This window comes from uncultured Shewanella sp., from assembly GCF_947495455.1.
GTDB lineage: Bacteria > Pseudomonadota > Gammaproteobacteria > Enterobacterales > Shewanellaceae > Shewanella.
In genome coordinates this window covers 1-458 of record NZ_CANLZC010000261.1, presented here as the reverse complement: position 1 = coordinate 458, position 458 = coordinate 1, and the positions used below count along the sequence as shown (strand labels likewise).

1 rRNA gene is annotated in these 458 nt (G+C 55.0%); it reads left to right on the top strand.

Features of this window, described 5'->3' with window-relative positions:
- Positions 1-3: 3 nt before the first annotated feature.
- A 16S ribosomal RNA gene (locus Q0791_RS25055) occupies positions 4-458 on the top strand; the annotation flags it as partial.

Genomic DNA, 458 nt, shown 5'->3' with positions numbered 1-458 from the left:
CTTTAATTGAAGAGTTTGATCATGGCTCAGATTGAACGCTGGCGGCAGGCCTAACACATGCAAGTCGAGCGGTAACAGGAAGGTGCTTGCACCTTTGCTGACGAGCGGCGGACGGGTGAGTAATGCCTAGGTATCTGCCCAGTCGAGGGGGATAACAGTTGGAAACGACTGCTAATACCGCATACGCCCTACGGGGGAAAGGAGGGGACCTTCGGGCCTTTCGCGATTGGATGAACCTAGGTGGGATTAGCTAGTTGGTGAGGTAATGGCTCACCAAGGCGACGATCCCTAGCTGGTCTGAGAGGATGATCAGCCACACTGGAACTGAGACACGGTCCAGACTCCTACGGGAGGCAGCAGTGGGGAATATTGCACAATGGGGGAAACCCTGATGCAGCCATGCCGCGTGTGTGAAGAAGGCCTTCGGGTTGTAAAGCACTTTCAGCGAGGAGGAAAGG